Annotated in this window: 25 protein-coding genes; 15 read left to right on the top strand and 10 right to left on the bottom strand. The window is 33.0% G+C overall.

The window, feature by feature from the left end; translation table 11 throughout:
• The first annotated feature begins 43 nt into the window (after positions 1 to 43).
• Genes Q0941_RS00330 through Q0941_RS00315 form a run of 4 tightly spaced genes read left to right on the top strand, consistent with a single transcriptional unit; the run spans position 44 to position 4,352 of the window.
• Positions 44 to 823 carry a serine protein kinase RIO gene (locus Q0941_RS00330; RefSeq protein WP_299290200.1) on the top strand — a complete coding sequence of 260 codons (780 nt, stop codon included), beginning with the start codon at positions 44 to 46 and terminating at the stop codon, positions 821 to 823.
• Positions 820 to 1,392, top strand: coding sequence for a pre-rRNA-processing protein PNO1 (locus tag Q0941_RS00325; protein ID WP_299290198.1), 573 nt, complete (start codon positions 820 to 822; stop codon positions 1,390 to 1,392). Before Q0941_RS00330 ends, Q0941_RS00325 begins: the two co-directional genes overlap by 4 nt.
• Positions 1,379 to 3,253, top strand: a complete 1,875-nt coding sequence (locus Q0941_RS00320) for a DNA topoisomerase VI subunit B (protein WP_299290196.1) — start codon at positions 1,379 to 1,381, stop codon at positions 3,251 to 3,253. The genes Q0941_RS00325 and Q0941_RS00320 overlap by 14 nt, the downstream gene beginning before the upstream one ends.
• Entirely contained in the window at positions 3,240 to 4,352 is a 1,113-nt protein-coding gene (locus tag Q0941_RS00315; protein ID WP_299290194.1) for a DNA topoisomerase IV subunit A, read from the top strand. The genes Q0941_RS00320 and Q0941_RS00315 overlap by 14 nt, the downstream gene beginning before the upstream one ends.
• Here Q0941_RS00315 and Q0941_RS00310 read toward each other — a convergent pair whose 3' ends face one another.
• Positions 4,353 to 4,811 (bottom strand): Hsp20/alpha crystallin family protein, encoded by a 459-nt coding sequence (locus Q0941_RS00310; RefSeq protein ID WP_299290192.1) that lies wholly within the window; start codon positions 4,809 to 4,811, stop codon positions 4,353 to 4,355.
• A gap of 90 nt (positions 4,812 to 4,901) precedes the next feature.
• On the opposite strand from Q0941_RS00310, the gene Q0941_RS00305 reads away from it, so the two are divergent.
• Complete coding sequence (locus Q0941_RS00305; protein WP_299290190.1) at positions 4,902 to 6,200, top strand: integrase; 1,299 nt, start codon at positions 4,902 to 4,904, stop codon at positions 6,198 to 6,200.
• 71 nt (positions 6,201 to 6,271) lie between these two features.
• Here the strand turns inward: Q0941_RS00305 and Q0941_RS00300 are convergent, their stop codons facing one another.
• Entirely contained in the window at positions 6,272 to 7,348 is a 1,077-nt protein-coding gene (locus Q0941_RS00300) for a hypothetical protein (RefSeq protein ID WP_299290188.1), read from the bottom strand.
• A gap of 79 nt (positions 7,349 to 7,427) precedes the next feature.
• Between Q0941_RS00300 and Q0941_RS00295 the strand changes: the two genes are divergently transcribed.
• Entirely contained in the window at positions 7,428 to 7,571 is a 144-nt protein-coding gene (locus Q0941_RS00295; RefSeq protein ID WP_299290187.1) for a hypothetical protein, read from the top strand.
• 707 nt (positions 7,572 to 8,278) lie between these two features.
• On the opposite strand, the gene Q0941_RS00290 is transcribed toward Q0941_RS00295, so the two are convergent.
• From Q0941_RS00290 to Q0941_RS00275, 4 genes are read right to left on the bottom strand one after another with little or no spacing between them, the layout of a single operon-like run.
• The gene (locus tag Q0941_RS00290) at positions 8,279 to 9,016 is read right to left on the bottom strand and encodes a TIR domain-containing protein (RefSeq protein WP_299290185.1); all 738 of its coding nucleotides are present in this window, start codon (positions 9,014 to 9,016) and stop codon (positions 8,279 to 8,281) included.
• The gene (locus tag Q0941_RS00285) at positions 9,009 to 9,461 is read right to left on the bottom strand and encodes a DUF4231 domain-containing protein (protein WP_299290183.1); all 453 of its coding nucleotides are present in this window, start codon (positions 9,459 to 9,461) and stop codon (positions 9,009 to 9,011) included. Before Q0941_RS00285 ends, Q0941_RS00290 begins: the two co-directional genes overlap by 8 nt.
• A 9-nt stretch (positions 9,462 to 9,470) precedes the next feature.
• Positions 9,471 to 9,872: a TIR domain-containing protein gene (locus Q0941_RS00280; protein WP_299290181.1), complete on the bottom strand. Its 402-nt coding sequence runs from the start codon at positions 9,870 to 9,872 to the stop codon at positions 9,471 to 9,473.
• 46 nt (positions 9,873 to 9,918) lie between these two features.
• Positions 9,919 to 10,320 (bottom strand): TIR domain-containing protein, encoded by a 402-nt coding sequence (locus Q0941_RS00275; protein ID WP_299290179.1) that lies wholly within the window; start codon positions 10,318 to 10,320, stop codon positions 9,919 to 9,921.
• Positions 10,321 to 10,444: 124 nt separating this feature from the next.
• Here Q0941_RS00275 and Q0941_RS00270 point away from each other — a divergent pair, with 124 nt between their 5' ends.
• Both Q0941_RS00270 and Q0941_RS00265 read left to right on the top strand, forming a co-directional pair.
• Positions 10,445 to 10,936: a hypothetical protein gene (locus Q0941_RS00270; protein ID WP_299290177.1), complete on the top strand. Its 492-nt coding sequence runs from the start codon at positions 10,445 to 10,447 to the stop codon at positions 10,934 to 10,936.
• Positions 10,937 to 10,952: 16 nt separating this feature from the next.
• A complete protein-coding gene (locus Q0941_RS00265; RefSeq protein ID WP_299290175.1) occupies positions 10,953 to 11,954 on the top strand; it encodes a hypothetical protein in 1,002 nt (333 codons plus the stop codon).
• A gap of 2 nt (positions 11,955 to 11,956) precedes the next feature.
• Here the strand turns inward: Q0941_RS00265 and Q0941_RS00260 are convergent, their stop codons facing one another.
• On the bottom strand, positions 11,957 to 12,844 hold the full coding sequence (locus Q0941_RS00260; protein ID WP_299290173.1) for a phospholipase D-like domain-containing protein: 888 nt from the start codon (positions 12,842 to 12,844) through the stop codon (positions 11,957 to 11,959).
• A 91-nt stretch (positions 12,845 to 12,935) separates the two neighbouring features.
• On the opposite strand from Q0941_RS00260, the gene Q0941_RS00255 reads away from it, so the two are divergent.
• A complete protein-coding gene (locus Q0941_RS00255) occupies positions 12,936 to 13,916 on the top strand; it encodes an SIR2 family protein (RefSeq protein WP_299290171.1) in 981 nt (326 codons plus the stop codon).
• A gap of 2 nt (positions 13,917 to 13,918) precedes the next feature.
• On the opposite strand, the gene Q0941_RS00250 is transcribed toward Q0941_RS00255, so the two are convergent.
• Positions 13,919 to 14,215 carry a hypothetical protein gene (locus tag Q0941_RS00250; RefSeq protein ID WP_299290169.1) on the bottom strand — a complete coding sequence of 99 codons (297 nt, stop codon included), beginning with the start codon at positions 14,213 to 14,215 and terminating at the stop codon, positions 13,919 to 13,921.
• A 475-nt stretch (positions 14,216 to 14,690) separates the two neighbouring features.
• Here Q0941_RS00250 and Q0941_RS00245 point away from each other — a divergent pair, with 475 nt between their 5' ends.
• Positions 14,691 to 15,065 carry a hypothetical protein gene (locus tag Q0941_RS00245; protein WP_299290167.1) on the top strand — a complete coding sequence of 125 codons (375 nt, stop codon included), beginning with the start codon at positions 14,691 to 14,693 and terminating at the stop codon, positions 15,063 to 15,065.
• Here Q0941_RS00245 and Q0941_RS00240 read toward each other — a convergent pair whose 3' ends face one another.
• The gene (locus tag Q0941_RS00240) at positions 15,066 to 15,554 is read right to left on the bottom strand and encodes a hypothetical protein (protein ID WP_299290165.1); all 489 of its coding nucleotides are present in this window, start codon (positions 15,552 to 15,554) and stop codon (positions 15,066 to 15,068) included.
• Positions 15,555 to 15,928: 374 nt separating this feature from the next.
• A complete protein-coding gene (locus Q0941_RS00235) occupies positions 15,929 to 16,387 on the bottom strand; it encodes a hypothetical protein (protein WP_299290163.1) in 459 nt (152 codons plus the stop codon).
• Positions 16,388 to 16,606: 219 nt separating this feature from the next.
• Here Q0941_RS00235 and Q0941_RS00230 point away from each other — a divergent pair, with 219 nt between their 5' ends.
• From Q0941_RS00230 to Q0941_RS00210, 5 genes are all read left to right on the top strand, one after another.
• Positions 16,607 to 17,332: a hypothetical protein gene (locus tag Q0941_RS00230; protein ID WP_299290161.1), complete on the top strand. Its 726-nt coding sequence runs from the start codon at positions 16,607 to 16,609 to the stop codon at positions 17,330 to 17,332.
• Between the two features lie 101 nt (positions 17,333 to 17,433).
• Positions 17,434 to 18,462 carry a hypothetical protein gene (locus Q0941_RS00225; RefSeq protein WP_299290159.1) on the top strand — a complete coding sequence of 343 codons (1,029 nt, stop codon included), beginning with the start codon at positions 17,434 to 17,436 and terminating at the stop codon, positions 18,460 to 18,462.
• A gap of 40 nt (positions 18,463 to 18,502) precedes the next feature.
• Positions 18,503 to 20,068, top strand: coding sequence for a TULIP family P47-like protein (locus tag Q0941_RS00220; RefSeq protein WP_299290157.1), 1,566 nt, complete (start codon positions 18,503 to 18,505; stop codon positions 20,066 to 20,068).
• Between the two features lie 243 nt (positions 20,069 to 20,311).
• On the top strand, positions 20,312 to 21,841 hold the full coding sequence (locus Q0941_RS00215; protein WP_299290155.1) for a TULIP family P47-like protein: 1,530 nt from the start codon (positions 20,312 to 20,314) through the stop codon (positions 21,839 to 21,841).
• Positions 21,838 to 23,355 carry a TULIP family P47-like protein gene (locus Q0941_RS00210; protein ID WP_299290153.1) on the top strand — a complete coding sequence of 506 codons (1,518 nt, stop codon included), beginning with the start codon at positions 21,838 to 21,840 and terminating at the stop codon, positions 23,353 to 23,355. The genes Q0941_RS00215 and Q0941_RS00210 overlap by 4 nt, the downstream gene beginning before the upstream one ends.
• Positions 23,356 to 24,047 lie beyond the last annotated feature (692 nt).

The raw sequence follows: 24,047 nt of genomic DNA, 5'->3' as shown, positions 1-24,047 counted from the left end.
AATATTATTTTAAATTATTTTTACTACATGAGGTTTAAAAAAAATGTCTGATGAATTAAGTCGTAAATTAGAATCAAAAATAGATAAAAAATTATCATCTAAATCAAAAAAGAAACAACTAGATGATGGTTTCAAAAAAGGTAAGGTCGTCAATGAAGTTTTAGACAAACCAACTGTAATGACATTATACAAGATGATCAGTGATCATGTTATTTCTTATGTTAATGGGGCAGTCAGTGCTGGAAAAGAATCTGTATTGTTTTGGGGTGTAGCTGAAAATCAAAAAAATGTGGCCTTGAAAATTTATCTGGTAAGTACTTCTAATTTTAAAAAACGAGAGCCTTACATTTTGGGTGATCCTAGATTCTCCAAAGTCAAAAAAGGTACAAAAAATCTTGTCTATCTCTGGGCAAAGAAAGAATTTCGTAATCTTTCACAATGCTTTGAAGTAGGTCTTCCTGTGCCTGAGCCTATTTTAGTCACAAATAATGTCTTGGCAATGAATTTCATTGGAACTGATGGCTCACCATCAAAAACATTACTAGAATCTCAGGTAGATGAAAGTGACTATTTACAATCATTATCATTTCTTCATGAACTTTATCAAAAAGCAAAGTTAGTTCATGGAGATTATTCTGAATATAATATCTTCAAAACAGATAATGGAATAGTAGTTTTTGATTTGGGTTCTGCAGTTGATTTGAGACATCCTAACTCTGAAGAATTTCTTAAAAGAGATATTAGTAACATAACCCGATTCTTCAATAAAAGAGGTATATCTGTAAAAGATCCATCTGTTGTCTATGAGGAAATTACAAAATGAGTTTTGAGAAATTAATTAGAATCCCAAATGATCGAATAGCTGTTCTAATTGGAAAATCTGGTAATGTAAAGTCGAAAATTGAATCATCATGCCATGTTTCTTTAGAAATTGATGGAGATACAGGGGAAGTTTTGATCAAGTCTACTGATTCTGTTGAAAAAATGGAACCATTCAAAGCAATGGAAATTGTTACAGCTATTGGTAGAGGTTTTTCACCTGAAAATGCTATGACTCTCTTAAAAGGAGAAAACGCATTGCATGTAATAGATCTTAGAGAATTTACTGGAAAATCAAATGCTAATGTTGAAAGGATAAAAGGGAGAATTATTGGAGAGGGTGGTAGAGCAAGAAGAAATATGGAAAATCTAAGTGGAACACACATTTCAGTTTATGGTAAAACAGTTTCAATTATTGGTGATGCAAGAAAATTACGACTTGCAGTTGATGCAATATCTTCAATATCAAATGGAAGTATGCATGGTGCAGTTTACAGTAAGTTAGAAGCTGCAAACAGAAAAGAAAAAGAAGATAAAATGAAATTGTGGGAAAATCAAAATGTCTTCGATTAAAGAAAAATTTAATCAAATTTCTCCCAGTGAGTTCTTTTACAGTAATCGTGATTTAGCCGGATTTAGTAATCCTACACGTTCATTATACACAGCAGTTAGAGAATTTGTTGAAAATGCGCTTGACGCATGTGATCAAAAGGGAATTTTACCAGATGTTCATTTAACAATCAAGGCTGTAGATCCAGACAAACCAGACCCAAAACCATACATTTTGACTGTAAAAGATAATGGTCCTGGAGTAGATGCAAAACATGTTCCTCTAGCATTTGGAACTGTACTATATGGTTCAAAATTTGGTCTAAAACAAGCCCGAGGAATGTTTGGACTGGGTGCTACGATGGCAATTCTGTATGGACAAATTACCACCAACAAACCTGTTGTAGTAAAAAGTTGTACTGATGGACAAACCCAAGATCAATTTGAAATTTTGCTAGATATTGAAAAAAATAAACCCGTTATTGTTAAACATACAACCAAAGAAGTTGCAAGAAAGGGATTATCTGTTAGTGTTTGTTTAGAAGGTGATTATTCTAAAGCAGGAAACAAAATCCGTGATTATGTTTATGAAACATCACTGATCACTCCTTATGCATCAATTACTTTTGATGATCCAAAAGGAGAAAAATATTCACATCCTAGATTTGTAAAAGATATTCCACCACCACCAACAATTATTCGTCCTCACCCACATGGAATTGATGTTGAAAGAATAAGAAGAATGATTGTTGAATCTCAATTTGAAATACCAACTATTGATGATCCAATGATAGAAAAAGTTAGAAAAGATTTAGGATTATCAAAACAGAATCTTGCCTTTACCGCAATTATGGCAAAAGCAAAGAAAAAATGGAAAAATCTTTCCAGGCAAGTGCGTGTTGTAATTGCATTGATGTCTTTTCTAAAAATGGATTTTGATAAATTAAACAAAATTAGAATTGAAGACCTTGATGTTCCAAACAAAAAGTTGTATTATTGGGATTTTGGAGATTCACAATCAAAATCAGTAGACATGGATCCTGAAAGTCAATACTATAAACAATTAACAAATACAGTTCAAGGTGAACCGTTAAACACATTTCTCACAAAACGATTTCAGCGAGTAGGTCCAACAACAGCTGTAAAATTTGCTGAATTTGCAGGATTCAAGCCTGAAAAAAGAATGGGGACTATGACTAACCAGGAATTAGTTAATCTGAGCGATTCTCTTCAAAAGTATGAAGATTTTCTTGCACCTGATCCAAGTTGTTTGGCCCCATTAGGCGAGACTCCTCTAGAAAAAGGAATCAAAAAGTTCTTCAATCCTGATTTTGCAGCTGTAGTTCAGCGCCCAGCTTCTGCATATTCTGGTTTCCCATTTGTAGTTGAAATGGGAATTGCTTATGGTGGAGATATCAAATCTGGCGGTCCACATGTGTATAGATATGCAAATAGAATCCCATTACTATACGATGAAGGAAGTGACGTTGTTCTCAAAGTAGTTCGTGATACTGATTGGGGTCGTTACAAAGTAAAAGGAGAACCTCCATTCATCATTGTTTCTCACATTTGTTCCACTAGAATTCCTTACAAAACTGCAGGAAAAGAAAATGTTGCAGATAGACAAGAAATTGAAAGAGAATTACGTTTAGCCTTACAGTATTTATCAAGAAAATTAGCTGCCTACATGTCAAAAAGAGGCCAAGCTGAAATGGCAAAGAAAAGAGCAAATCTTTATGCAAAATACATTCCAATGATCGCAGAATTTTGTACTGAACTTGCAGGAAAGAAGAAAGAACCAAATTATAAGAAAATTTTAGAAGAACAACTTCCAACTGAAAACAAATCTAATGTAGAGGAGGAAAAACCAATTGAAAACAAGTAAATCTAAATCAAAAGCACTTAGCCAAAAGGCAAAAGAAAAACAAAAGAATGTTCTTGAAGCTCTAAAAAGTCATGGTGCAAAAATCTATGATGATTTAGATAATGGCCAATTTCCCAAATTTTCAATTCCAAGTAGATCTGTTGGTAACATAGTTTATGATAAAAAACTTAGACAATACATTCTAGGAAATTCTTCTGCTTTAAGAAGTTCAAAAAATTCTTCTCAACTTAGATCATTTACTCAATTAATGTGGCTAGCATTCTTTGCAAATCGATTAACTCAAGAGAAAAAATCATCTACTTTGAGAGATGTTTATTATTCCTCACAAGCATTCGCAATAGAATTTGATGACCAATCTGAATCTGATAATATTATTGTCGATTTAGAGGCTGTAACCTCACGACCACGAGAGGATTTCCACATTTTCCCTGAAGAAAGAAGTTCAATTTTTGGAGATTTGAATATTGAATATACTATTCCTGGATACGAAGGAAAAACAATGAATCTGTCTAATCATCCTGATGGTTATTCTATTGGCCCAAGTTTGACTACTGCAGAATTAGTTGATACTAGTGCTGAAATTGTAATTGCAATCGAAAAAGGTGGACTCTTTACACGATTTGTTGAAGAACAGATTGATAAAAAATTCAAATCAATAATTATCAATACTGGAGGACAAGCACCACGTTCAACTAGAACTTTGCTTAAAAGATTACATGATGAAATGGGTTTACCAGTAATTATTTTGACTGATGGAGATGTATATGGAGAACATATTGCAATGGTAATCAAATCAGGTTCTGCTAACGCTGCACATCTTAGAGAGTTAACAGTTCCTGATGCAAAATGGGTTGGAGTATGGGCAACTGATATTGAAAAATACAAACTTCCAACAATTCCAATGACTGAATCTGATATCAAGCGCTGTTATGATTTACAAAAAGATCCTAGATATGAATCAGGAATATGGAAAAAAGAATTAGAAGTTTTCCTTAGATTAAAAAGAAAGGCTGAATTGGAAGCATTTGCAAAATATGGTCTTACAAATATTACAGACAAGTATCTTCCACAAAAATTAGAGTTAGCAAAAAGTTTGTAATTATTTTATTCTAAGTGTTAGAACACCATTTCTGTATTTGAAATCGAAAATTTGCATATCGTTTGCCCCTTCAATAGGTACTTCTTTTGAAAAACCAGCAGTACCTCTAATGTAGAGAATTCCGTCAATTAGCCTAACTGCAATTTTATCTTCTGGCCCTGGAACTTCTGCAACAAAAACAAATTCTCCTTCACCTTTAATGAGATCATAAACCCAATTCTTTGTTTCTTGTTCTCTTACTTGTGAATAGATTGGTGCTTGATCTTTAGTCATTTTCTTTAGAACTCTTACCCAATAAAACATGGTAATTGCAGCTGCTCCAATTAGGATAAAACTGACAAACCCTGAATCTGCTCTTTGGGTCATTACGTAAATTATTCCCAAAAATAAAATTACAATAATTGGAATTACAAAATTTAATGATTGTTCATTAGAATATGTTCCTTTATAACTTGCCAAACAGTAAAAATTCGAATTTACCAAATATAAAGTATCTTTGGTTTTGAGACAACCATGTCCTTTATCTGTACTTTAATTGTAAACTAGAGCGTGGAAATACATCCAGATGAAATTGTAAAGACAAAGAACAATCCTCTTGAATTATTCTATTCATCAATCAGAGCAGAAGCCACAAAGAATGACTATGAAAGAAAACTCAAAAAAGTTCTTTGTGAATTTCTGCGTCCTATCCTCAAAGGTGACCCAGAACTTGTAAAAAGACAGGAATCTGAGCCCAAATCCAAGAAAAAAGGAGTAAAACGCAAGTTTTCAGATGCAGACTTTGAGGTAAGAGCCACAGAGTTTGTCAAACGTGCAAAGGAAAATCCTGACTGGGCAGAAGATGTGATGATCAAACTAGGACAAAAGTTCAAGGAACGTGCAAACCTTCCAAAGACTGATCCAAACTATATCAGTCCTGTTTCATTAAAAAATTACTTTGTACCTGTTCAAAAACTTCTAGAAATGAATCGTGTAAACTTATCATGGAAGCGAATTCGTTTGACATTTCCTGAAATTGAAGGAAAAGATGAGACACGTGAATATACTTATGATGAAATTCGAAAGATGATAAATCATTGCAAGGTAATGGATAGAGTTCTTATTTTGCTTGCTGCATCATCTGGAATAAGAGCTGGTGCATTTGTATTTCAATGGAAACATCTGATTCCAATTTATTTTCATGAGGGAAAATATCTTTGGGAAGAACAGGATGTAACAGAATCTGTTTCTCAAAAATCACCAGTTGTTGCTGCTATGATTAGAATTTATGCAAACTCTAGCTCTGAGTATGTTGCCTTTGTCACTCCTGAATGTTGGAATGCAATTCAAGAATACAGACAACAGTGGATACAAGAAATAAGACATGAACCAAAACCAGAAGATCCGTTCTTCAAAAAGAGCGGACCCTTTGTCAGAGAACTCTCTGAAATGGGATTGCGCAAGAGACTGGAAAGAATTCTAAAAGAATCTGGAATACGTTCTCCTTTGCCTACTGGAATGCGCAGGTACAATGTCCCTGCATTTAATGGATTTAGAAGGTTCTTCAACAAAGCAAACAAAAAATCCCTTTCAAGTAACTCTGTTTTAGCCTCACTAATAATGAAAGAAACAATGATGGGCCATGGTGGATTAATTCAGCTTGACAAAAATTATTTCAAATCTCACATTGATGAACTAATCGAGGAATACATCAATGCTGTTCCTAACTTGACTATCTCTCAAGAATTAAGATTAAAGGCTGAAAACAACAAGCTTCGTGAAGAAAAATCTGAACTTGAAAGAATCAAAGATGATAATGCTAAAATTCTAAATTGGATTGCAAGACAAGAAAACAAAAATCAAGACTGACAAATATGCTAAAAATTACCGAATCCTCCCATTACTGTATTTTTGATTTGATATTGTGATCTTATTTTGTTCTAGTAGACTTTTACCCAGTTGCTTTGTGAAGCCATGAATTGTCTGTCTCCATCAAATTTTGCGTGTAAATACACTGTATCATCAGAATCCCAGTTCCAAGAACTACAAATTGAGAGAAAACCATATTCATCAAGTGTATGATGATTACTGTTAGTTGATTTTACATAATTGTTTGAATCAATCGTCCAATAGTAAAGTTCAACATTTTTCTTGATTAGTGGTGTATCGCCATATCGTGAATCAATTTTGATACATACAGTTTCACCTTCTTTGGCATTGTAAACATTGTATCCATTGACTGCAACATGTAAACTGCTTTCGTGTTTGATATTCTTTTTTGGATTTTGCAACTCTTCAAGTGCATCCAGATATGGATAGACAGTCATTACCGGATGCAGATTTCCAGACGGTGTTGTTATGGTAGTCCATAACTCGCTGCAAAAATTCAATGATGAATAGTTTTTTTCACAACTGTTTTTCTTCTTTTGAATATCATGAACCCAATCAATTATCACTTCTTTTGCAAAATTATCTGTAAGTTCATCATAACGAGAGTCATGTATCGCCATAATCTTTTGTTTCAATGCAAAATGTGACAATTCGTGTGATAATGTCCAGATATTTTTTGCCGGTTCTGATAAAAGTGATGATGAGGTTGATACAATAACATGGTGTGTTTTTCCATCAACATACTTCCCATGTGTCTCTGTTGCTTTTGTCCATAGATAGCTTGTGTATGCATCTGTAATTACTATGACCAATGAGCCTTCTCTGGTCTCATCAACTGTTTTTTGCACAAATTTTTTATTAACACATTCATGTGTCATGGTATTAAAACCAACATTGTACTTGTGAAGATACTGCTGCACGACAGAATCATACATACTCAATGAATCCAGGTTTCTTTCAGAGCATGAAGACCAGGATGTTGCAAAGATGATTTTGTAGTCAAAGACTTTCTCAAGACCCTGTGCCTCAGGGGATAATTCACTCATCCCAGCAAAGAAAACTGAAAATATCATTATAGTGGTTACAGCACTACCGAGTATCTTTTTCTTGTATGTATTTTGATTCATTTCTGATCATTCTATTATAGTATACTTTTAGTATACTTATTCATATATACATTTAGTATACTCAAAAATTATTTTGTGCGTGAAAGACGTTGAATTTGTGACCAAGGTCTCAAACATGGGTGACAAGAAGATCATAATTATTCCAAAACATTATCATGAATTACTGAAGAAACGTAATCTTGTAGACACTGAAATCAATGTTATTTTAGAAAATCTTAGTTAGCTTGCAAAAATATCATTGATAATACTGAAATTTTAGTTTGAAATCTTAATTTGTAGGGTACCCGACAAATTCCCTTTTTTTGTCCATTAGTAGTTAATGGATATCATATGCCCTATAATCTCCTTACAACCATTCCTTAGGTCATGTGATATTCATTGTTGTTCATTTCATGTGGAGGCGATATACGATCTCTAAACATTTTGAATGTAATGACTCATCTCCAAAAATATATGAAATAGAATTTGATACGGGTTCTTTGCAAAAAAATGACACTTGGCATTTATGTGAATCCTGTAGTCAAAAACCTGAATTTTTAAAATTTAGACTAAGCATAACCAAAAAAGATCCTAAAAAATAGTTTCAAACCATTAAATTTTATCATCATGAATGACACACTACAATCAAAACATAATGCAGGCACAAGCGATGAATTGTAACTGTTTCAATTTATGTAATGTGCTTTTTCTAGTAAATTCACAAATATTTTGTCACTGTTTTCACGATGCGCACATTATCTTAGGGTTTTTCGTGAAAAACGTGAAAAAGTGAAATTTGCATAGAACACCTAACAAAATTCACGCTTTTTTCACGGTTTTCACTGTTTTTTCACACAATTGACACGCCTAACAGTGAAATTACGTGTGGAAATTCACAATTACTCTTTGTTGTTGGATATTTTCATCAAATGAAAAATCTCTATGAGGGAATTATTCAAATTCCACTGGCCATCTAGGTTTAAAATCTTCTTCAAGTTCAGTTACACTTTGGATTCTATCAACTCTAAACCCCCGTATTGCCTTTTTAGCAATATCATATGCAAAAAACAATAAAGTACCACCTTTACCTCTAGCTCTAAAACTATAAGGCTCCACAACCCTTGGTTCAATTGAACCATCTTCTTCTCTTGCTTCTAACCACAAAAGTTTAGTTTTTTTGCCAGCTTCTTGAATAATTCTTATAGAATCCTCATGAAATAATAAAGCTCGAACATATGCTTTGACATTAATCGGAATTCCACCTTTTTTAATTGTTAATTTTAATCCTTCAACTAAATCTAACAACCCATCTTCATAAGAATTAGTGAAATTAGCTGATTTTAAATCTAAAATTATTGAAGGGACACTGCATTTTTCTTTTAACACAGGTAAGATAGACACAGAATGTCCATCTAGTTTTTTCATCAAACCAGACGAAAGTTCTTTTTTGACCCAATCGGAATTTATTGAGTTATTTGAAAGAATAATAATCAAATCAGTCATTTCGCTTAATGCTGAATCAATTTTTTCAACAATGGAATCACCAACTTTGATCTCCCATTGGGCAAAGAACATTGGAAAATGGTATTTTTTAAGATCAGATGCAAGTCTTGCTGCAAATTCTTTATCTGTTGATGAATAACTGAGAAACCCATATCTTTTTGGAGAATCTACAAGAATATCAGACATCAGCTTTCTTATCCTTTTTGAAAGTTGTCAACCACAAATTATTTTCTCGAGAAATCAAGCTCTCTACACGTTCTACAAATAAAGATTTTTTATCGTTTGACGAGGCATACTCACCAACGTCTCCATTATACAAATGAATTTCTTTTTTCAGAGTTTCACAAATATTTCTATAATTTATCCAATTTTCATGATATTTGAAAGTTCGAAGTACGCCTGTAAATACCGCAACAATTACAGCAGTAAATACGGATATCCATTTAAGATATCCATATTCAGTTAATCCAAAATCAATTGCAATTAAAACAGGAGTTAGCGCAGAGAGAATAATAAGAGTCCATTGCATGGAGCGATAAATTTTTTGGTTTTTTTGTGAATTTGTATCATACCATAAAATTTCTTTTTTATATCGCTCTTCCACAAATTTATTAAATTTTTCATCTTCCATTTTTTCACATCATCTTGCAGCTCTTCTGATTGCTTTAATAATATCATCATGAACCCAATTAACTATTTCCGCATTATTTTCTCGTAATACGGAAGGAATTCCATCCGAAGAGCTACTATGCAATCGAACACCTACAAGTCCTTTTCCCTTTCGAGCACTAGCTCTAAGCTCCCAATTAACCCAAGGACTTCTATACGTATTATATCCCAACAAGCAAACAGTAACTGAAACCAAATCTAATTTGTATCTAATTTGTTGTTGAATATAGGATTCATTTTCACTGTTGTAAGGATCTTTAATGGAGAAATCATAAAATTCAAGATCACTATTGCTATTCCTGGCTTGACCTCTGAATAAATTTACTAATTGAATATCTTCCTCTACAAAACTTAGAAAAACACGTCTGGCCATTAAAAGAACTCACAGTATTTTGATGAAGGTGTTAAAGACATTTCTATTAACCAGCTGCTTTTTCAATGGCGTTAATTACGTCATCAATTTTCCAATTTACTATAGTACCTCCTTGTTGGATTAAAGATGGAGGGGAAATATCATTTTGAGAACTATGCAATCGAACACCTACAAGTCCTTTTTCTTTTGCAGAACTAGCAATAATTTCCCAATCGACCCAGTCACTTTTGTGAGTAGAATGACCAATCAAACAAACAGTCACAGATACATTATCTAATTTACTGCGAATTTGTTGTTTAATATAATCTGCATTAGTACTATTGTAAGGTTCCTTAACAGAGTAATCATCAAACTCTAAATCATTATTTGCATTTTTTGCTTGTCCTCGAAATAGATTTACCAAATCAAGATCTTCCTCTACAAAACTTAAGAATACATGTCTAGCCATATTTTGGATTAATTTACCAAATAATAAATCTGATCACGTTTATGAGGTTCTTATTAAATATTAAATTATGAATTTGTTTCAGAAATATATTTCAATATATTGTGGATTCAAGAATATGTGTTAAATGAAGAAGTCACTAAGGATTTTTTTAGGAATTATCACAATTACTGTTTTTGTAGTTATTGCAATATTTTGGCTTCAATATGGTCCAAATTACATTAAAGAAAACTATGATCCCAATAATCCAATTCAACAATTTATGGGAATTTTGTTCTTAACATCTGCAGGAATTTTTTTCAGAAAACTAAAGGATATTCCAAAATATAAACAACAAGCAAATCTGTGGGAATGGTTTATGATTTTGTTAGTGCCTACGCCGTTAGCATTTTTAGCGGTAATTCATTCTGAAATTTCACTTTATTGGGGAATGTTTGCATTTCTATTAGCATCTACGTTTTGGATCTCAATTGGAGTATACAATGGAACTCATTATGAAGAAAAATGGAATAAAGATTACAAATTTGCATTAGTTACAGGAATCTACATGTTAGTTTCAATTGGGGTTATGATTCACATATTATTTTCGATAATCCCACCAGAAAAGTTATTGCCATAATTCTGATTAAACATGTATGAAAAGAGAGTTAACAGAAACACAACATACTATCAAAGAAGCAGAATATTTTCTAAACAAAATCAAAGAATTAGAAAGGTATGGAGACGATGATGAATTTGATTATAACTTTCATGCATTTCTTCATTCATGGGTAAGTATTTTTGATGTGATTTTAGAAGATTATCAAAGAGCATTTGGATTAAAAATTTCAATAATAGATAATCTTAGTATAGAAACATTTAGAGAAAAAACAAATGGTGACAATAGATCTTTAGAATTTATTAGCGAATATGATAAGCAGATGATTGAATTTTTTGGACATCAAAATCATAAGAAAATATTAGAATTATTGATGTCACCTATGCGTTTTGATGAGTATATTGTTTTTCTTTTGAATCAAAAAGATTGGAATAACCTTGAATATGGATTTCATGATTGTTATATTGCACTTTACAATGTAATTCAAGATATTTTAAGATGGGATTTAGACTATCACCAATTAATATTATCTCCAGTGATTTTACAGAGACAAAAATTTGGATTTGATTTAAAATTCATACAAAATATTCTATCAGAAAATAACTTTGAAGGAGGAAGTATGTATTTAGAAGAAATTTTTGAACAAAGTTTTCTACAACAACAAGTTATCGTAAAACAACAAAAGAGATATGTTGGAACAAAATCAATTGAAGAACTTTCAGAAGTTGTAAAAAATATTAGAATAAAAACTCCCATCTATACAATTGCAGGTTTAATGAAAAAGAAGAGAAATTCAAGAACACATAGAAAAGGTAAGGAATCAATGATGACCATACAACATTTTGAGGGAGAAGAACTTACAGATAAATCTCGAAATCTAAGCTTTCTAAGAGAAAATTATGTTAACGAAGCACAGGGAATGATTTTTGGGCACTTTAATACGCCAATTGGCACCATCGACACCTGCGAACAGATGTTAGAAAAAGCAAAAAAATTTGTTAATGACTTTTCACAGGAATTTCCTCCAGATAAGTGCTAAAGCTAAGTTTTTGAATCAATCCACACTTGATTGAAAAAATTTACCAATTTTTGAAGCACATCGGGATTAGACAGTAAAATTCCTGCATTATATTGACCAATCATGCTGTCTTGATTAAGATCAGCTGAGGAAACAAGAGCTTCTAAATTATCTCTAATAATCACTCTAGAATGAACATAATCATTTGTTCTATGATCTTTACCAAGCATTTTACGAATATAGTCAAATGCTTCTTTACCAGATTTTGAAAAACTATTTCTTTCTCTAGTGATGATTTGAATTTTTACTGTATCATTTGATCTTGCAAGAATGTCTTGTATCAAAAACATGTCAATATGAGGTGTAATTATTTTTAATTCATTTTGAGAAGCAGAGATGAAGCGTTTGACATCTTCTAACAAAGAGTTATCATTTGTAGGAATTGTAGTTACAACATCTAAAGATTGAATTTGTTCATCCCATTCTTCCCAAATAACTAATTGAATTTTTTTACCAGCAAGTTTTGAAAATCTATTATCTAAAATAGCATACAAAACATTTCCATGCTCCATTGATACTTCAAAAGTACCTTCAGATATTGCACTTCCAGAGGAATAAATGAAGTTAGGAGGGTTGCCTAAGGTTCCTGAACCATCACTAAATAATGATGGATGATTTTCTCGATAAGATTCTGCAAATTCTACTAATTGAATATCCGTAACCAAATGGCATTTTATTGTGTGTTTAGAATTATTTTCTTGTAAAACTTTGAAATTGCCTACCAATTTATGATCGATTTTACCAGCATGTAAAATTTCCAATCTCCACATTGCAACAGGATCTTTTTGGAAGAATCCAGTCAATGAAAAAGTTTTATCAACAATTTTTGTTTTCTTATGACGATACTGCAATATTGATGTCAATTATTTCTTATTGAAAAATTTAGCTGTAAGGAAATTATAGATCGATTTATCTATAATTCATATATTATGAATACATCATATGAATAAAACAGTCTACGTTCTAGGTGCAGGATTCTCAAGAGATGCAGGATGTCCCACAGTATCAGAATTTATCTCAAAAAACTCAATTTCACGCATAAAAAAGACCCTAAATTCGGACGAAAAAAGAAAGCTAGAGTCACTTCAAAGTTATTGGAATTATAGAATCCAAGAAGGATATTGTGAATCAAATATTGAAAGTATCTTTAATCATGTGTCTGCAGCAAAATACCTTTTCATGGAATCAATGACTGAGTCAGATGCGGGAAATTATGATGCAGAAAAAATCTATAATGATTTGCAGTGGTACATACTCAAAACTTTAAAAGAATCTACAAAAAAGAAAATTCCAAAAGAATATCAAAAATTTGTAAAAGAAATGTTACAACCGGAAGATGTCATCATTAGTTTCAATTATGATCTGATATTAGAAAAAGTCTTACTTGATTTAAAAATTCAAATTGACTATGGAATATCTGATCCACAAAAAAATGATAGATTAATTTTAAAGTTGCATGGTTCAGCTAACTGGGTTTATTGTAATAATTGTGGTCATTCATATCCCACAGAAGATTATAGTGGTTTGGAAGCATTATCAGAAAAAATCAAATGTCATTATTGTAAAAAATCAACTCTAAAACCAATACTAATTCCACCAACTCTTTACAAAGATTATCAAGATCAAAAATTAGGAGGAATGATTCAAGAATTGTGGGCAAGGGCAAATGAAGAATTGTATAATGCAGACAAAATCATATTCATAGGATTTTCAATGGCCCAAACTGATGCATATGCACAAGAGTTATTCAAGCTGTCATCAAATATGAATCCAGAACTTGAAACATATTTTGTTGTGAATAATTCTGTTTCTTCAAAATTAAAAAATAATTATCGTAATGCTTTGGTAAATAGACAAATAAAATTTGTAAATTTATCAACAGTTGATTTCATAAAACAATGCAAACAATTCAAATGCAGATAAAATCATTTCATGTCTTGGTTTTTCTTTCTGGATTCAATTAAGGAATCCAGATTCTCTGCATAATCTTCAATGTTTAGTTCTTCAACAGAAGCAGAGTCACTTAGGAAGGATTGAAGATCATTGTGGATTTTCTTGGAGTAAGGTTGCTCAATTAATGACAGAATCTGTCCCAAAAGCATGTAGTTCAGAGCTGTTGAATATGTAGCATCAAAACCCTGATCAATCAACATAGACCAAGTTTTACGCACATACACATCAAAAATTGGGTGTATTGCAACGGTTTTCTTTACTATTGTCATGGTATTCTAGTATGCTAAGCATACTATATAACTATTCTTACTAAGTTCAAAATTGCTTTGAAATTTTTCAGGTCACAAAAACAAGTGAGTAAAGCATTCTATTTCGATCAAGGTAAATGTCGAGATTTGAACTGAAATGAAAATTCGCCATGAGAATACAATAAAAAATTCAAAAAAATAAAAAATAAAAAATTAGTGAACATTTGAATTATGATTAAGATAAGATAAAGCACAGTAATTATTGTGGAGAAAATTAACCAATCTTTAGCCAAATTAGAAAAAAATTTTTTGCAATAATTTTTTTATAGTTTGTTGTAGTAACTACAACATGGAAAGTTTGTTAGTTGCAGGGATCATAGGTGGCTCAACAATTCTTAGTCCGATTATTTTAGACATGTATAAAGAATACAAAAAAAATAATTATTTGTGTCATTGTATGTGACACTTTTTAATTAGTTTGTGCTTAAAGTGATTAATGAAATCAAATTATAGAAAATTAACTGCACGATGCGATGGACGTGAAATATCACTTCCAAAAGAATATGTTGATTTTATTGGCATGCATGCAGAAGGCAAAGAGATGAAGAATCGTTTTGGTAAAAAGTCTGTTGTTGCGGTGTGGCTAAATGAATATAATGAGATGGTTTTGGCAAATCAAGAGATAATTCCGTTAGAACGTACTAACGGTATTGTATCACTAGATAATTCCATTACTGTGAGAAGTGGAACGTATGGCTTTGTTGTACCTTGGATAATTTCTCAACAATACCCGATGATGGGAATGCATCCAAAAGGTTTCGAAGTCAATAAATTTGAAGATAATCGATTAATTTTAACACCTGTAGAGTAACTATTTCTCAAAAATCTTAGGATCAATGTGAATCTCTGGCATTTTAAAATATCTTGAAAATTCTGTTGCTACTTTAACTCCCTTTTTGAATTGTTTTTCAATCAGTTTGTCTGAGGGATGTTCATTGATGCGAACATGTTCCGATGTAAAATGAACAATTTTGTTCCGTCCACTTTGAAATGCCAATAGGTCTTTTTTCTCAACAGTGCTAAGAAACCCCACATTCCAAAGAATCTCTGCATATGTGGGTAGTCCTAAGGATTTTCTTGGAATTTGGTGCTTTTTCTCAGAGTTTATCAGATATCTGATCCAGAACTTGTGTAATTGATATTCTAAAACCTGTGCCAAGCCGACATATGCCTCTGCTCTGATTCCTTTTTTGAAGTAATTTTCCGCTTTTTTGATTTCTTTAGGATATATCGCATTGTATTTTTTTGCATTTTCATTAAATTTTTCAAGTAATTTGATTGCCTTTTTAGTATCATTCATCAGGAAGAATATTCATCTTGAAATCTTAAGCATTACGACAAACCGTCGGATTCTAACCACAAATCGGGGGCGTTCTATTTCTATTGATTATCAATAAACTCCTTTGTACTTAGAGATTTTAACCAATCAGAAATTCTCCATTAGGGAATTAAAGTAAACATCTGCGACAATATTTTCTAAAGTATTCTTAGCCAATATACACAAAACAGAAATTCTTTCTTCAGAACTTATCTCTTCATCTCCTTTTCTGATCACAAATTTGCGCATGTGAGATTTTCATATTGTGAATCCATACTTGGATCAAAACTACATTGTAAAACAAAGAAATCATTAATCAATCTATGTGACTAAAGTCAGATATGAAAAGAATTTTTTTATCTGTTTCCTGGCTTGGATATGCTGCTCATTCCTATCGATGCTGCATAAATCATTACCAGTGTAATTGGAGTTAATTCCGTAAATAAAGATGCAGATCCAGCAGCTAATAATATGGATGTAATTGTTGCAATTAAAAGAGTTCTTGCAAATTTACCTGGATCAAATTTTACTGATGTTGGCAAAACTGATTTGACACCTTTTTGCATGTCTGATTGTGTCTTTGCATCTGGATGTACAATACTGTTGAGTATTTCTTCATTTTCTTTTGTTTTCATCAAATTTTTTGCTATGCCCAAACCGGCTGAAGTTAACCCTCCAAGTACGCCTATTCCTACAATAATCCAATCTGATGGGTTTGCATGAAATTCAAGATTTCCAGGCAGACCAGGGGTTGTTGAATTTTGAGCAAAAACTTGTGGTATTACTGAGATTATCAGAATTGAGAATATTAACACTATTTTATTATGCATATGTTCTTATCTTACTCTTTGTTAATAAGTAATCTCAGTTGAATGAGTTTGTCATTCATTGATTTTCAGTCTTAGTTGAATTTAGATGCTGTTTTTTATAGACTTGCTATCTTACCAGCTATCAATTTTTACTCAAATAATATTTGACATTTGCGTAGCTATTCTACACATTGGGTATTAACAAAAATTGCAAAACACTAACTGTTGCATAAAATTATACTTCTTAGTTTGTTTGTAATTGTTTTACTACCTGTTCCAAGCTCTGCTAATTCTTATGAGGCTAATGAGATAATAGAATTTGAGAATTGGGCTGATGAAAATAATATTGCATTAGTTGGTGTGAACAAAAATTCATATGATTTGTACTATGACGGATTTAATCCAAAAACAGACTTTGTAAACTGGAAAGAAATTCCAAATGTGCTAATTGTAGCTGATGCATTATACTTGATTCCCGAAGATGTAATGCAGGTCATGGATGGAAAGACCATCTATCTTAGTACAGAACATGGCAGAAGTTATGCTGTACTAGGATCTTTTCCGGAATATGGAATTTTAGAAGGATTAAATCGCGGAATAATTTTGGAACAAAATTTCAATTCGCACACTGTAATTCATGAACTTGGACACATTGTTGATTATCATGGAATTCAAGGAATGTATGATGATGAACATAATCTCTTTGAAAGTTCGCTAGATGACAGAAATTTTATCTTTCGCGGAATGACAAATTCATCAGAATCCCAAACTCCTAATGGATACATTAGTTTATACTCTACTGTTAATGACGCTGAAAACTTTGCTGAAAATTTTGCTTATTATGTAATTTATCCAAATGAATTTCGTGATAGACTTGAGACAGATCCACTGCTAATTGATGAATACGAGTTTATGCGTGATATGATATTTTCAAGTTTTGAATATAATTGATGTAATAATTCCAGTTTATTTTGTAATTAAATAAAATTACACTCAAATCAATTGAAAATGATCATATTTAATTATGAACTTCATTACATAATCCAAAGGGCATGGGAAGTTTCAATAAATTTATTTTATTTGTCGCAATGTTTTCTCTCTTTACATCTGCGGCAGTATCTGTAATACAACCGGCAGATGTATTTGCAGATTCAAATGATAATAATGATGATGAAAATTGGGAGAACCAAAAAACAAAGAAACGAAATGTTGTTTCTGGACAAGGTCCGCCACCTGACAAGTTAGGAAAAAAAGGAATGCTCTACATTGACAGGGCAAGTGAAGATTTAGATCTGTATGAGAAAACTGGAAAAAATGAATGGACATTACTTATTTCGTTAAATAATCCTGGTGGAGCTCAAGGGCCACCAGGACCTCCAGGTCCATCAGGACCAGGTGGTGAAACCGGCCCCGCAGGTCCACAGGGTCCACCAGGAAATGATGGATTGCCAGGAGCTACAGGTCCACAGGGTCCACCAGGAAATGATGGATTGCCAGGAGCTACAGGTCCGCAAGGTGACGTAGGTCCAATCGGATTAACAGGCCCACAAGGATTAACCGGCCCCGCAGGTCCGCAGGGTCCACCAGGAAATGATGGATTGCCAGGAGCTACAGGTCCGCAAGGTGACATAGGTCCAATCGGATTAACAGGCCCACAAGGATTAACCGGCCCCGCAGGCCCACCAGGTCCAGTCGGTCCACCAGGAAATGATGGATTGCCAGGAGCTACAGGTCCGCAAGGTGGCATAGGTCCAATCGGATTAACAGGCCCACAAGGATTAACCGGCCCCGCAGGCCCACCAGGTCCAGTCGGTCCACCAGGTCCTCTAACTGTTCGTTATGCAACTTGTGACATTAATACAGACGGTGTAGTTGATAATGTAGAAATTTTTCTTTGGTATAGGATACACAGTATAACTTCATCGTATGTTGACTTTGTAGTTCCTACTAGTTTTGCATCTGATGTGGAAGGCCTTGCTACGTCAAGTAATTTCAATGGTGTAATAGATACAAATGATGAAGTTGCCTCACTAAACTTTGTTATTGGTCTTCAAAATGTTCCAATTTGTGAAATAGTGTAGAAATGTTATATTCTTTCTCTAACTTCTATGAGAAACTATTATGAATCATCTTAATGGGTGGGACACAGTATATGCGGTATCAATTAATGAAACAAATGAAGCACTATCTAAAGCATTGACCAATACTACTTTTGACCTTCCCTCTTCGGATCTAAAACTATCTGGCACATTTGGTGCATGGAGTATTGTTACTGGTGGGGCAAGCACTCTTTTACATTTAGAAACACAAGTAACAAAAGGAACTTTTAATCTTCCTGGAGTTGCAGACAACGTAGACCTGTCAGGTGTATCTTTTGTCTTTGAGATTTCATTACAATTGCTCCCATCAAAAACTAATCCGACTCAACATGATTTGTCATTTAATGCACAAACAATTTCAAGTGTCACTTCTACTACTACAACTCCACTTGTAACACCTGTTCTTACCATTGATCCGCAAAACAAACTGAGTGAGAGTATCAAGCGTTCATTAGTACCTTTAATGGCAGTAGCAATAAACAATCAAGCAGCATCAGTTGGATATGTTTTTGCCAATATCAATTTAGTCAAACCTGGAACAGGTAGTTGGCTCACACCAGTACAGGCAGACTATGCTTATTTGGAATTACAAAGCACTCCTCAGCAAGGTTATCTTTGTATTCTAGCTGTAACTGACAATCGAGACATTAGTGCATACAAAAGAATAGTAGATCCAAGTATAATTTCTGGACAAAACAACGCAGGGTTTTTTATCTCACAAGAATTGTTTTTGAAAAATGTCATCATGCCACAGCTTCCTGCTGATTTCAAGGCTTCCTCTGCCAAGTTTCAACTAGTAGGAGATACAATCCAATTAGATAACTGTGAATTTTCTTTACCCGATGTGACTATTCCTGTTCTTTTGATACCTACAACATATCACCCAAAATGTTTAGCTGTGTCAATTACAACTAAAGCAAATACTCGTACTGATCACCTTTCTGTTTATTGTTTCATGTATGGAGAAATTTTTAATGACGGAGGGATTAAAGCAATGATTGAAATTGACTTAGAATACAAAACTGTATTTGATCCTAACGCACAAACAATATCATTTTCCATTAATTCAACTCCCAAAACTAGTAATACTGTAGAATATCCTGGTGACGCTACAGGAAAAGCTATAATGCAAGGTACAGTAGATACTGTAGTTAAATCAATTCTTAGTTGGATTAAATTATCATTGGCTGTTGATATTTGCAAGTTTAATATTGTTAATATGCATCCAATAGATGTTCATTGGTCAGGTATAGGAAATATTACAATAACTGATGCGGGATTAAATGATTATTTTTTCATGAGTGGTCAAATTAAAACTTTAATGGATCAAAATGATGTTAAATTAAAAAACAGTCTATCTCAAATTATGTCAGAAATATCTAATATTCGACCAACTTTAGGGCATTATGGTACTGGCATTGAATGTAAAACTGATCATGATTCTATTATCTTAATACAGCTACTAACCCGTGCTGATTCAATAATAAAACAAATTGATGATTTGGAAAAAAGTGCTAATTTACCATCTTCGACTATTGATGATAAAAAAACACTTGCTAAGATTCATTCTACTTTACCCTTTTCTTGATTGTTCTGTTTTATTGTGAAAGAATTAAACCTCTTATGAAAATACATATTTGTAGAATTTTAACACGTTGATAATTATTGCAAATTCATTGATCGCAAATTTCTTCTAAATGTTGTAGTGTAATTATTATACTAAAAATAATCTAAAATGCTGTTTTAGTTATATTGTGTTATTCTTTGTTATGTTTTTTTTAGTTACGATCATCGTAACATAGTCTTTATCATATGTTGTCTTGATATGAACATGAGTGAAAATGAATCTACTAACTCACCAGATTACGGAAAATTAGATTTAATTTTAGAGTATCGTGACTTGATGGACAAAGGAGATGAAAAACTTGTAACAAATCTTCTGGCTCAAACAACGACCGATACTCTGGGCTGGGATACCACATATGTAATTAAAGCAAATGATGCTAATCGTGTGCTTACAAAATATCATGTGTGGGATACCATGAATCCTTTCTCTGCAACTTTGGGCCCTGGTTTTTCTATTTCCAATGGTACCTTTGGACCTTGGCAGATTACAAGTGGCGGTGCAGGCCAAGATCTTCACATGTCAGTAGAAGTTCCGAGTGCTACTTTTAATAAACAAAATACTGTAGTTCCAATTTCAAATATGACCTGTATTATTGAAGTTAAACTAAACTTTCTTCCACAACCATCTAGTACTACAAGCAGTGGCACATTGAATAACCTAAAGGTCAAACTGACATCTGATTCTACAACTGATCCTGTTGTTTCAGTTACTGAATTACGATTTTCTGGAACCGCTCCGAGCGCCGTAGATAGAGCTTTGATTCAAGGAACTATGGCCCAATGGTTTAATGACAATTTAGATAAGTTTACTCATGTTTTTGCATCTGTTAATCTTGGTGAAAGAGCAGATAAGGCAAGTTTTCAATGGTTAAAACCCACTGATGTTGGTTATGCGTATTTTGAATCAGCTGGTATTGGATATTTTGGTGTCTTGAATCAAGTTTTAAACCATTCAGCGTCTGGCTTATCCTATGAGCTCGGCCCAGGCTCTATTCCCTCTGGTGCAAAGGCTGGATTTAATATCTCACAAACATTATTTCTTGAGCAGCTTGTTTTACCTGGGATGAAATTTGGATTTGATGGAACAACGGACAGTGATTTTACCATGGCAGCACTAAACACACAGATTACAAACGTAAATGAGATTACTATGAAACCTGTCGTATCTAACGGTTCTACATATCATCCAAAAATAAAACCTGGAGATCTAACACTTGATATTCAGGGTTCTGCCATTCATATTAGAGCTGTCGCAGAAACTTTGGTTTCACCGGGAATCTGGGCAATAACTGAATCTGAAACTTGGCAAGAAATAGTCTTGGGAACAAAGCCTGATGGCTCACAAACGCTGACATATAATTTAATCAATTCAACATCTAAACATCATGTGAAAAAGGCTGATTGGGTTAAAGCAATTGAAATTACCGCAATGGTTCTTAGCGCATGTGCCGAGATAGGAGCTGCCATTTTGAAAAAAATTGCAGGAGAAATTACAAAAATGGTAGTTGCTGCTATCATTGTCGGCATTCTTCTTGGAGTTGGTTCTGCAGTAGCATCAATGATTGCCACAATTGTTGCAGATCCACTTGGAGCAAATACTCCCGGAATTGATCTTGTAGTAAGTAATGCAACAGATCCTATAACATGGGATGCTGCAGGCTCTGATTTTACCTTGACACATGTACTTTTGAACGGTGCATTTCAGCTTGGCGGGGATCCCGGCATTAATGCATGAATTATCTTCATGGATGGGATACTGTATATGCAGTGTCAATTAACAAGACAAATCAACAACTTGCCTCTTCATTTACCAATACCACTTTTGACCTTCCCTCTTCGGATCTAAAACTATCTGGAACATTTGGTGCATGGAGTATAGTTACTGGTGGGGCAAGTACTCTCTTACATTTGGAAACACAAGTAACAAAAGGAACTTTTAATCTTCCTGGAGTTGCAGACAACGTAGACCTGTCAGGTGTATCTTTTGTCTTTGAGATTTCATTACAACTACTCCCATCAAAAACTAATCCAATCCAACATGATTTGTCATTTAATGTGAAAAAAATTTCAAGTGTCACTTCTACTACTACAACTCCCCTTGTAACGCCTGTTTCAACTATTGATCCAAAAAACAAACTAACCCAAGCTGTAAAAAGAGTATTGCCACCATTAATGGCAGTAGCAATCAACAACCAAGCTGCAACAATTGGATATGTTTTTGCCAATATCAATTTAGTCAAACCTGGAACAGGTAGTTGGCTCACACCAGTACAGGCAGACTATGCTTATCTGGAATTGCAAAGCACTCCTCCGCGAGGTTATCTTTGTATTCTAACTGTAACTGATGATAGAGACATTAGTGCATACAAACGAATAGTAGATCCCAGTATAATTTCTGGACAAAACAACGCAGGGTTTTTTATCTCACAAGAATTATTTTTAAAAAATATTGTCATGCCAAGTCTTCCTGGCGCTTTTCATACTGGTAATTCGTTTACTCTTGGAAGTGACAATGTAATTAGAATGGCTGGAGTCTTTGCCTTACCTGATGTGAATGGTGGACTTGCCACATATCATCCAAAATGTACATCAATTTCAGTATCAATTCAGCAAAATCAAATTGTTACAACAGTAAATGGTACATGTGATCTTTATTGGGGTCTTTGTATGAATTTTACCATTATTGCTAATTACCCTTCTGCATTTAATCCAACGACTCAATCAATTTCATTTACTACAAAATCATCTCCTAATGCCAAGTATACCTATCCGTGCGGGACACCCTTTATTGCTTGGAAACATCTTCTAGATCTAATTTGTTCTACTATTTTGCTTTATGTAGCAGGCAACCTAAATGAATTGAATGCTTCTTCTTCTTTAATGAATCCTAGAAATATCCATTGGAGTGGAATGCAAAAAATTACAATTACTAACGCTGGATTAAACAATCTTTTTTTTATGGAAGGAGAATTTGATAATGTAAAAAATCAAAAATTAACTAAAATGACATCAACATACAAAAAAAATCTTAATTCTGTTTTTCATATAGTATTGCCTTATGCTCTAGCAAAGAAAAAAATTCCACATAAAACAAGTGTTGGTTTAAACGAAAATATTTCGTCGATATTTTTACAACAAAAAGAAATTAACAAATTAAGAAATTTTACTGATTTACAGATCATAGATTTTACCGAAACTGTGACTGAACTAAAAAAGATGCGTAGATGGATTAAGCTACATACAAAGTAACTCTTGTCAAAACACATGACACTTTCATATTTTTAATTTTTCACTGCTCAGCGGCTTGCAACTACAGCTATAATGCCTGCCGATCATGTGTTATCTGAAATTCATATGTAGAAACCTAATTTGATGTACAAATTATGCCTAACCCCAGTTGAGTGTCAATGTGATCTGACAAATCGCCCCCAGATTTTAAATTAGTTTTTTTAAAATTGCGACAATATTTTCTTAAGTATTTAGTATCAATCTTGATTAAATTTACTTCTCTTCTTCTTGATACCAAAAAATGACCACCATTTCTTTTTTGAATTTGTATTGTTTGGATTTTCAGACATGTGATTAATGAGTTAAAATTTATTTTAATCAAATCGGTAGATCTGTGATTTGTACTGGTAGATTGTAAAAACTAAATTTACAAATCAAATCTATTATTTTAGAATAGTATTGGGTGAGAAACCAAGTTATCTTGCTTATTCATTCAAGTTTCTCACCCATGGACGTTAGACTGATTTTGATATACACATAGTGATTAAAACAAAATTGATACATTTGAAGATAGTACTAGTATAAATTAAAAACAAAAAATTATTTTTTAGAGCTAAAAAAATTAAAAAATAAACTTGTTGAAGACTATAGCTTACTTTTCATTCCAAGTTTGACCTTGTACTAAAAAATAAAATTGGTACATTTGAAAAATG

Source organism: Candidatus Nitrosopumilus sp., assembly GCF_028278985.1.
In the GTDB taxonomy this organism is placed as follows: domain Archaea; phylum Thermoproteota; class Nitrososphaeria; order Nitrososphaerales; family Nitrosopumilaceae; genus Nitrosopumilus.
The sequence above is the reverse complement of the archived record's forward strand: the minus strand, read 5'-3'. Positions and strand labels throughout refer to the sequence as shown.